This window comes from Noviherbaspirillum album (assembly GCF_035916955.1).
Taxonomy (GTDB): domain Bacteria; phylum Pseudomonadota; class Gammaproteobacteria; order Burkholderiales; family Burkholderiaceae_D; genus Noviherbaspirillum; species Noviherbaspirillum album.
In genome coordinates, this window is the sequence record NZ_JAWIIV010000077.1 from 1 (window position 1) to 9702 (window position 9702).

The following is a 9702-nucleotide window of genomic DNA, read 5'->3' on the forward strand; positions in this document are numbered from 1 at the left end:
TGGCCGGCGTCACCTTCAGCGCATACTCATTGGCATCCATCCCATGCGGGAACTGGATGCGGTAGCAATCCATGCCCATGGCTTGCAAGCGCTCGGCCAGTTTCTCGGCGGCACGGTTGCCCGGCTCGTCGCAGTCGTAGGCAATCAGCACACGCTCAATGCCATTGCCCTTGAAGGCGGCAACATGGTCGTCGGTAAACCCTTCGATGCCATAGGCGGCAGTCACGTTGTGGAAGCCGGCACACCAGAACGTCATGGCATCGATAAGGGCTTCGCACAGGATGACTTCTTTCGCGCCGCGCAGTGCCTCGGCATTCCAGACGCCGCGATGCGGCCCCGGCAGATACAGGTGCAGCGGCGTCCCCTTGCGCAAGTCGCTACGGACCTTGCGGCCGTATAGCTCAGTGACGTTGCCGTGCTCATCGAACACTGGAACGATCAGGCTGCCATTGAAGTGCTCATGGCCGGTTTCGCGGTACAGGCCCAACTTTTCCAGACGGCTGCGGATCTCGGCGCCGGCCTTGCGGGTTTTCTCAGGCAACTGCACGCCCAAGGTCCGGTTGGCGTAGCCGAGCTGGAAGTGGGCAATCAGCTCCGGGTGATCGAGGCCGCGTGTCTTCAGGTAGGCCTGTGCTTCTGCAGTGGCCGTCAATGTCTCGTGGTAGTAGGCGACGGTCTGCCGCAGCAGATCCTGGTCGTCAGCATCGAGGGCAACCGGTACGGTGCCGGTTTGCTCGCGGCTCTTTTTTAGCGGCTCTGCCGCTTGAGCGGCTAAAGAAGGGTCGGCTTGAAGCAATTCGACGGCACGGCGGAAGCTCACTTTCTCGAACTTCATGACCCAATCGATCGGTCCGCCGCCGCACTGACAGCCGAAGCAGTGCCAGAGGTTTTTGGTGGTGGTGACGACCAGGCTTGGTTCACCATCGTCATGGAAGGGGCAGGCGCCGATGAAGTCCTTGCCTGATTTCCGTAATTCAATGCCAGCAGATGCGACGAGACGCTCGACGGAGACTTCATTCTTTAGCCGCTCAAGGGTTGCATCGGAGATCCGGGGCATAGGCCTGCTTTCGTAAAATCCTGTCAAGGGGGTTCGCGTAAAAATAACTGGCTTGATCATTACTCTAAAACAGAGTACTGTCAACTCTGTTTTTAAAAACAGGGGTTATCTTATGAGGCTACGAACGCAATTTTGGGTAAGTGCAATGGCCTCTACCGACAAACCTTTTTTCATAGAGTTAGGCAAACGGATCGCAGACCTGCGCCGTGAGCACAATATGACGCAGCAACAATTAGCTGAGGCTTTAGGGATTGCACAACAGACACTGGCTCATTACGAGGTTGCGCGTCTACGCGTGCCAGCATCAATGCTTCCGACCTTGGGGGAGATCTTCAATGTGCCAGTAGACGCGTTAGTAGGACGTCCGATGCCAGCACGTAGCAATGGCAAGCGCGGACCTTCTTCACGCTTGGAACAGCAGATTGAAGCAATCAGCCAGCTCTCGAAGACGCAACAGAAGTTCGTAACGCAAATGCTCGATACCGTGCTGGCTCAGGCTAAGCAGTAACCCTCTCTCTTAGCCGCTAATAAAGAACCACTTCTACACCCCAGGCAGCTGGGGTTGGGGGTGGTTTTTTCTTTGTAAATACAAACCCTGGAATGCTATGCCGTGGTCCCGGAATGCTAGTACGGTGCACACCTCCTCCCGTCATCTCATTCCACCCCTCCGTAGCCACATTCCGCTCCCGTCATCTCATTCCACCCACGGCATGGCATTCCGCTTCACCGTACTAGCATTCCGCCCTTCCGTAGTCAGATTCCGTCCTTTACCGTACTAGCATTCCGCCCACGGCATGGCATTCCGTCTACCGGAGATCGAGGACGTTTTCAGTGTCTATCGCGGATACTCAGCAAGGCAAGATCGCTCTCATTACCACTTCATTGCGCAACAAACGCCTTTGCAATCATCCTTGTTAGCTCGATTGTTTCTTCTAACATGCACAATCCAACCCTCGGATCGGTCAATCTTCGCTAGTGTCTATCGCGGATACTGCAACCGGAGATCGAGGACATTTTCACGGCATAGCATTCCAGGGGGCGGAATGTAAGTACGGAGAAGGCGGAATGAGATGACGGGAGCGGAATGCTAGTACGGTGAGGCGGGCGGAATCTGGCTACGGAGAAGGCGGAATGCCATGCCGTGGTTTACCGGCTATCGAGGATGTTTTTCGTCTATCGCGGATACTGCAACCGGAGATCGAGGACATTTTCACGGCATAGCATTCCAGGGGGCGGAATGTAAGTACGGAGAAGGCGGAATGCCATGCCGTGGTTTACCGGCTATCGAGGATGTTTTTCGTCTATCGCGGATACTCTCATCGTCTATCGCGGACACTCAACTCGGCCAGACAGACAGTAATTACCTCATTCACCTGCAATAAACACCCCCTTTGAGTACCTATTAAGGCCCGATTGTTTCCTGCTTTGAGTGGAATGCGGCGTCCTGAGGGCTCAGATCCTCCCATCGTCTATCGCGGACACTTCTACCAGCTATCGAGGATGCTCTCCCGTCATGTCATTCCAGTGGGGGCGGAATCTAAGTACGGAGAAGGTGGAATGAGATGACGGGAGCGGAATCTGGCTACGGAGGGGCGGAATGAGATGACGGGAGCGGAATGCTATGCCGTGGTCACCGGCTATCGAGGATGCTTTCACGGCATGGCATTCCCTGCAGCCGCTTCAAGGGCGCAATCAGCCCTTCGTCTTTCCTACAGAGTCCCTGGTTGGAACTGACTCATCGTCCTGGCCGCTGCCGACCTCTTCCCCTACAGGCGGCGCCTCCAACCATTCTTTCTCTTCCGGCGTCAGGGGACGCTCTTCCGGGTCCGACAGGGTCATTTTCGCGAACAGCTCTTCGAGTGTGTATTGAATGCGTTTGGACATGGCGACCTCTTCAATTGCGTGGACTTCAACGCTTGCGCAACAATTTTGCCTTAAATTGTTCCCGCGCCTCTTGGTAGGGATTCTTGTGCTTAGGGGGCTCTTGGGGCGGCTCTTGAGGACTTTCCGGAGCTGGGTCGGCATCCAACAAGCCCTCATCCTTTAGATCCCCCCTCAACGAAGCTTCTACCCCTGCGAAGTTGATGTCCTGAGCCATTACCGCTCGCACATCAGGCTCAACAGCCATATGCAGCATCTTATACATACCGGCCAATAGCTTTAGCTCCACCTTATCGTTCTTCTGCTCTAGCAATCGATTTAGCAGTTCATTTTGCTTTTCAACTACCTCGGTCAGCATGTCGATCTCTCTCTGCATCCGGCCGAGGTGCGAATCAATGTCATAGCCTCCGGTTAGGCAAACCTGACGCAGATAGGCACTGAGGTCTTTGGCTCGCGCCTGCTTCATACGATAGAGGATCGCCGCGTGCTGTTCAGTGGTGACTCTGAATGAGAGATTTGTCATGTATGCGTTTCCTTGTGTAAATCTTATTTTAAATCAATAAGGTACAAGTGGCCGTTTTACAGAGCACTGGATTGTTATACACGCGAACCCAGCAGCCATGCGGGTTTGCGGGCACCTTGTAAGGTGCGTATGGTGTGTAGGGGTAGGACGGGGGTAAAACGGCAAAGAAAGGGGTGCAAACCGACTGAGGGCAAGCACTAGGCGCCGGTTCTAAAGAGCGTATCCAACTCTATGGAATTGGTTTTTCGAGGACTTATAAACTATTGGTTCCATTCACTATTTCATGGAATTTCATAGAGTTGCAGAGAATTTCAAGGTATTTCACATATTTTCAGAGTTTTTCATTGCCTCTCTTACAATATTTCGCAGGATTTCGCACACCTTCGCAGTGTTTCGCACAGTTTCGCAGTGTTTCGCACAGTTTCGCAATGTTTCGCAATGTTTCGCAGTGTTTCGCAGTGTTTCGCAGTCACCCTGGTGCTACATAAAAAAACCGAGGGGCTCTCGCTCCTCGGCTGTAAGTTACCGCTGCCTTCCTAGGGCTGTTTTTTGTCAGACGTTCTTTCTGTTACTGCAATTGCAATATCTTGAAGCTATAAAAGGCCAAGGTTTTTAGGCCTTGGCCCTTCAATCGACTAGCAATGTTCCGCTAGTGTCTTGTTACAGCTATTAAACTGCGTCGAAGCCCGAACCTGCAATTGTTGCACCAACTGCCAGCGGAGTACCTGTCAGCTTGACGATGAAGTCAGATGCCACGTACGAACCAGTTGCGCCAGTTGTTTCAACGTACACATACTCGTTACCGCCCCATGTGAACACGCTCAGACCATTGTCCACTGTGTTCTTCAGTGCAGCAGCTTCTACAGCAGCAGCCAGAGTTGCCGAGGAGGACAGATCTTGAACTGTTGTTGTAGTGCCGATTACGGAAGTCACGTCGCCAAGAACGATGATGTCGTTCGATGTACCGCCAGCAGCGAATGTGAAGTCAGTGATAGTTGTCATTGTTGCCAGGTTGGAGTGCGCCTTCAGCAAGAACACCTTGTCAGCACCTGCACCGGTTGTGATGGTATCAGCACCGCCACCGCCAACCAGAAGGTCAGCACCAGCACCACCGTCCAGTACGTCAACTGCAGCTGTACCAGCAGTACCAGTAGTAGTCGCAGTGATAGCACCAAGAGTCAGGGCACCAGCACCAGAGGCCTTAGTAACGGTTACTGCCGGAGCATCACCATCGACCAGATAGGTGAGTGTGATTGCATCGGTAGCACCAGCGGAAGCTGTCACCAGACCTGCAAGGGCTGTATTAGCGTTAATTGCGTTGACAACTGCAGTCTGCATAGCTGTTGCCGCAGTAGCGCCTGCCAGAGTGACTGTTGTATTCACGCCCAGAACATTTACTGTCAATACAGCAGCACCATCGGTAGAGGATGCAGCAATGCTCTGAACTTCCTTAGTACCTTGGTTATCACCGTAGATCAGGTCTGCGCCGGCACCACCGCTGATTGTGTCTTTGGAGATGTTACCAGTCAGAACGTCGTTACCAGCACCACCCTTGATGGTGACATCAGCAGATGCTGTGTTATTAGCAGATGCGAAGGTCACTGCCAGGTTTGCAGCCGAGTCAGTTGTTGCAGCAACGCCTGCACCTGCTGCTGTGTTGTTTGCAACTACGCCGGATGCGTCAAACAGAGTAACAGCTGTGTTACCAGTGTTGGTCAGTGTCAGACCGTTGTTACCTGTGACAGTGATGGTCTTTGCTGCAGCTGTACCCAGTGTCAGAGCGTGGACCACAGCATTGCTACCCAGAGCAGGTGCGGCAGCTGCATCTGCTACAGCGATGTTGATTGTCTCAACGTTTGCTGCATTAATTGTCTGGTTAGTCAGCGCAGTTGTGCTCTTCAAGGACAGGTTCAGCACGTCATCAGCACCAACCAGTGCGGACTTGACATTGACTGTGAAACCAGCAGTACCGGCTGTCAGTGTTTCGACTGTACCGCCGCTTACCAGGTTGGAGATAACCGAGGAAGTTGCGTTGTTACCACCGGATGCCAGGATCACTTTGGAGACAGCGTTGATACCATCGAGGTCGATGTTGGTGCTAACAGCCAACTCGTTGGACAAGCGCAGTACGTCGAAGCCCTTGAACGAGGTGTTGAAGACCGAGTCATTATCCGCAGCAGCAGCGTCCGAGGAGGACATGATGATGGTGTCAGTACCTGCGCCGCCATCGACCGAACCTTTTGCGCCAACTGTTGTGGAAGCAGGACCACCGTAGGTAACTGTGTCGTTACCGGCGCCCATTGTGATTGCCTTAGTGAAGCCAGTTGTCAGAGTAACAGCGTCGTCACCAGCACCACCAGTGAAGTTGACATTTGCACCGATTGCTGTACCGAATGCTGCGCCAGCTGTGTTGGTCACAACGATGTCAGTCACTGCAGCAGTTGTGTTACCTGTGAAAGTAACTTTTGCATCGCCGCTAACGTTGATCTTGGTTGCGCCAGAAGCGACCAGGGAGTTGATTGTCGATGCAGTGGTGTTACCGGACACGTTCAGTGTCTTGATATCTGTATCGATTGTCACGGGACCTGTGCTTACTGCGCCAGTCAGGTTCAGTGCCAGAGTCGAGTTTGCTGCTGTAGTCAGCGCGCCCAGTGTGCCAGCATCGACTTGAGTCAATGTGCCGCCGAGGTTCAGTGTAGTCAGTGCGCCGGAGTTAACAACAGCGTCACCAGCATTCAGCAGAGTTACTTGTGCAATGCTGCCAGCTGCTGTAGCAGAAGCTGCGTTCACGTCAGTAACAGTCACAGCACCTGCTGTTTTACCCACACGGCCAGTACCGAGGTTGGATGCAGCAACAGTTGCGTCTTGAACAACGGAGACAGCGGTAGTAGCAGCAGTACCGAGAACGGCAACAGCACCTTGAACGTTAGTTTCGTTGACTGTGGTGTTTGTCAGAGTTTGGACGATTGCAACTTCAGTGCCACCCTTAACAAATACGTCGCCAGAAACGTTAGTGTCAGCGCCCTTGAACGAGTTGTTGACGTTGACTTTGCCGGTAGCGGCAGTAGTGGCGCCGATCAGGATTTCAGCGCCTGCGCCTGTAGTAGCGTTCAGACCAGTTGCTTGTGTAGTAGTACCTGTTGCTTTGACATCGACGTTGTTACCACCGTTGATGATCAGCTGGCTTGTACCAGATGCACGCAGGTCGGATTCAACGGAAGTGATGTTTGTTGTTGCAGCAGCAGTCAACGAAGTAGAAGCAGCTGTCGAAGTGCTTGTTGCCTTCAGGCTTGTCAGACCTGTGAAACCGGAAGTGGTGTTCACAGTGATGTTTGCGCCGCTCAGCAGGTTGACGTTCTCGATGTTGCTAACAGATGCGCCAGTCGGAACAGTGATTGCGCCAGCTTGAGTAACGTTCAATGTGTCGTTGCCCATGCCGCCGTCGATTGCGTCGCCAACGGACCATGTGTTGCCTGCAGCAACAGAGTTACCGTTGAATGTGTCGTTGTTTGCTGTACCAACGAAAGCTGCGCCAGTGTCCGAACCAACAGTCAGCGTGCTAATAATTTCGCGCCTAACTTCTTGATTCTATAAAGCGCCGATTCCACTACCCCTCAGATGTGATCACTAGCGGATCATTTTGCTCATCTCGCCAGCTTCACTCAGCATAACAATTTTTTTCGATCTCGATACTTACCCGCTTTTGCGTGTGATCCCCCGCTGTATCAATGACGCGTCTATTCCGGCGTCTTCATCGTCGATGCAAGGGCCGGATGCAGTATCTGGCCCACTGCTTGAGCTGCCTTCTGCAGCGTTGAGTCGGCCAGATGCGCATAGCGCATCGTCACGGTGGACGTGTGATGACCAAGCGCCTTCTGCACTACAAACAGGTTGTAGCCGGCATTGATCAGCAACGATGCAAACGTGTGCCGCAAGTCGTGCATCCGTACATGGCCAAGGCCTGCACGCTCGCGCATGGAATTCCATGAGTAATACACGCTCACGAACGGCTTGCCTGTGATCGGGCTCGGGAACAGGTACGGACTCTGGCCCCGGCTCGGCAGGGCTTGCAACAAGGTGCGCGCCTCCGGGGGCAAATGCACCGTCTGCGGCTTGCCCGACTTGGTCATCGGGATGTGCCACAGGCCTGCGGCTTCATCGATTTCACACCAGCGCGCATGCAGCGCGTTATTGCGTCGCACGCCAGTCAGCACGAGGAACGCAACAATCGAGAGCAGGTAGGGATTCTGTTCACAAGTACGGCCGGCCTCAAGCAGGCGCTGGATCTCGTCCTGGGAGAGGAACACCTGACGTACATTGTTCTCCTCCAGCATGCGTACCGCTTTGGCCGGGTTGGTGGTGATGCCCGGGATCTGCCATAGGTTGATCGTCAGGTTGAACACGTAGCGCAGCACGACGATGGGTCGGTTGGCCGTCGCCGGCGCGAACCCATTGTTGACCATGCCGATCTGAAGCTGGCTCAGGTCGTTCGCTGTAATCGCATACAGCTTCTTCTGGCCCACCACCGGCAGCACATGCCGACGCAACATCACTTCATCGGTCTGCCACGACTTCTTCGTCGCTTTTATATAGGGCAAGTAGTAATCCCGGATCAGCTCGGCCATGGTCGGGCACTCCTTCTTCTGCTGCCTGACCTCGCCCGGATCTCCACCAAGCTCCGCCTGACTCAGCAGCTCTTTGGCCTTGGCCCGGGCAGCTATCACCGGCACGATTGCCGCGTCTGCAATCAGCAAGCTCTTGCGCGTGTTGGTGCCCGGCTTGGTGTAGCGCACATAGAACGTCGCCGCTCCGGTCTCCCGGATCTGTACATAGAAGTTCTTGATGGTGGTGTCCCATATCTCCACACGACGGTGCTCGTTACGAAGCTTGTCGAGCAGCGCTTGCGTCATCAGTGTCTTCATGGTCAGGCCTCGCCCAAGGCAGCAGCGGCTAAAGAAGGGGTCGGATGCAGGTACGACGCCGCGCTCAACGCAGACCGGTATAGCCGTGTTGGCGTGTCGCTTTCGCTGCCACTGCCTGCAAGCGTTGCCCCGCCTTGCGTAGCGGCCGATGGCACCGTGCGCGAGGACCCCGCATTGACGCCGTGATGGGGCCGTGATGACCCCGCGACATCAGCACCCTCCCCCCGCGAACCTTCGGTCGTACTTGCAAACTCGTCTTTCAAGCGATGCACATCAATCAGGCCGGGCACGAACGGCGCACCGTTGCCGCCCTTGCCGTCATACAGCAGCTCGTATTCAAACGACTGGCCGCGCGCGCCTCGATGCACGAGGATGTATTCCATCGCAATCAGGCGGTCTACATGGATGCGGCATTGCGTATCGGACAGGCTGCAGACACGGCGCACGTCGCTGCGGGCGAAGCGCACTTCCTGGCGTGGGATGGCATTGGCCTTGGCTTCGTACTCGACCATGCCGTGCAGTGCTTCCAGTACACGGCGGGTTTGCGGCGGCAGCTCATCGAGGCTGCGGCCGAGCACTTCATTGGCCAAGCGGTTGGCGGTGGCGATGTCCTCCAGCGTCACCTCTATATAAGAGAGCGTTTGGCCTCCGGCCGAGAGGGTCTTGATCGGACGCTGGTATTGGTGCAAGAGTGCAATGGTATCGATCAGCGTCAGGTACTTCTCATGGTCACGGCGGGTGCGCGTGCGGTCATCGAGGAAGGTGAGCTGGTCTGCATACGGGTTGACCACGGCCAAGGGACGCAGCAAGCGCTGTGCATTGCGGTGCAAGTTCAGGATGCGCTGCTTGTTTTCCTTGCGGATCAAGCCCTGCAATGTCCTCTTTTCCCGCTGCAGGCGGTGGATCGCCCGGGTCTGCTCGCGGCCTTCGTTGACGGTCAGGATCAGGCAACGGTTCATCAGTTCTTCATCGATGTCGATGGCCGTCGTGGTCAGGAACATCATGACCGGCCCTTCGACCCGGTATTGCTTCGTCACCAGATGGCCGGCCTGCGGATCGCTGCCGGTCGAGGCAATCGTCAGCTCGCCCTCGGACTGCNTTCTTCATCGATGTCGATGGCCGTCGTGGTCAGGAACATCATGACCGGCCCTTCGACCCGGTATTGCTTCGTCACCAGATGGCCGGCCTGCGGATCGCTGCCGGTCGAGGCAATCGTCAGCTCGCCCTCGGACTGCAGCAACTTCAGCGCATAGCTGGCACGGTTGGCCCCCTCCTCTTCCACGATCGCAAGGATCTTGTGCTTGAGGTTGGTTTCGCCC

Annotated in this window: 7 protein-coding genes; 1 reads left to right on the plus strand and 6 read right to left on the minus strand. The window is 55.1% G+C overall.

Annotated features, from left to right (window positions below):
* Nucleotides 1–1057, minus strand: a 1057-nt coding sequence (locus RY831_RS32205) for a CHC2 zinc finger domain-containing protein (protein ID WP_326510380.1), incomplete at its 3' end; no start/stop codon positions are given.
* 145 nt (nt 1058–1202) lie between these two features.
* On the opposite strand from RY831_RS32205, the gene RY831_RS32210 reads away from it, so the two are divergent.
* A complete protein-coding gene (locus RY831_RS32210) occupies nt 1203–1565 on the plus strand; it encodes a helix-turn-helix domain-containing protein (protein ID WP_326510381.1) in 363 nt (120 codons plus the stop codon).
* 1184 nt (nt 1566–2749) lie between these two features.
* Here the strand turns inward: RY831_RS32210 and RY831_RS32215 are convergent.
* The 5 genes from RY831_RS32215 to RY831_RS32235 all read right to left on the minus strand — a co-directional run bounded on the left by RY831_RS32215 (nt 2750) and on the right by RY831_RS32235 (nt 9420).
* Nucleotides 2750–2941, minus strand: a complete 192-nt coding sequence (locus tag RY831_RS32215) for a hypothetical protein (RefSeq protein ID WP_326510382.1) — start codon at nt 2939–2941, stop codon at nt 2750–2752.
* Nucleotides 2942–2966: 25 nt separating this feature from the next.
* Nucleotides 2967–3461, minus strand: coding sequence for a hypothetical protein (locus RY831_RS32220; RefSeq protein WP_326510383.1), 495 nt, complete (start codon nt 3459–3461; stop codon nt 2967–2969).
* Nucleotides 3462–4130: 669 nt separating this feature from the next.
* Nucleotides 4131–6896 (minus strand): beta strand repeat-containing protein, encoded by a 2766-nt coding sequence (locus RY831_RS32225; RefSeq protein ID WP_326510384.1) that lies wholly within the window; start codon nt 6894–6896, stop codon nt 4131–4133.
* A gap of 302 nt (nt 6897–7198) precedes the next feature.
* Nucleotides 7199–8383 (minus strand): tyrosine-type recombinase/integrase, encoded by a 1185-nt coding sequence (locus RY831_RS32230; protein WP_326510385.1) that lies wholly within the window; start codon nt 8381–8383, stop codon nt 7199–7201.
* Between the two features lie 2 nt (nt 8384–8385).
* A complete protein-coding gene (locus RY831_RS32235) occupies nt 8386–9420 on the minus strand; it encodes a hypothetical protein (RefSeq protein ID WP_326510386.1) in 1035 nt (344 codons plus the stop codon).
* Nucleotides 9421–9702 lie beyond the last annotated feature (282 nt).

Excerpts from the sequence above, each read along its gene's own strand:
- RY831_RS32210 (WP_326510381.1), top strand. The coding sequence starts at position 1,203 with ATGGCCTCTACCGACAAACCTTTTTTCATAGAGTTAGGCAAACGGATC.
- RY831_RS32215 (WP_326510382.1), bottom strand. The coding sequence starts at position 2,941 with ATGTCCAAACGCATTCAATACACACTCGAAGAGCTGTTCGCGAAAATG.
- RY831_RS32220 (WP_326510383.1), bottom strand. The coding sequence starts at position 3,461 with ATGACAAATCTCTCATTCAGAGTCACCACTGAACAGCACGCGGCGATC.
- RY831_RS32225 (WP_326510384.1), bottom strand. The coding sequence starts at position 6,896 with ATGGGCAACGACACATTGAACGTTACTCAAGCTGGCGCAATCACTGTT.
- RY831_RS32230 (WP_326510385.1), bottom strand. The coding sequence starts at position 8,383 with ATGAAGACACTGATGACGCAAGCGCTGCTCGACAAGCTTCGTAACGAG.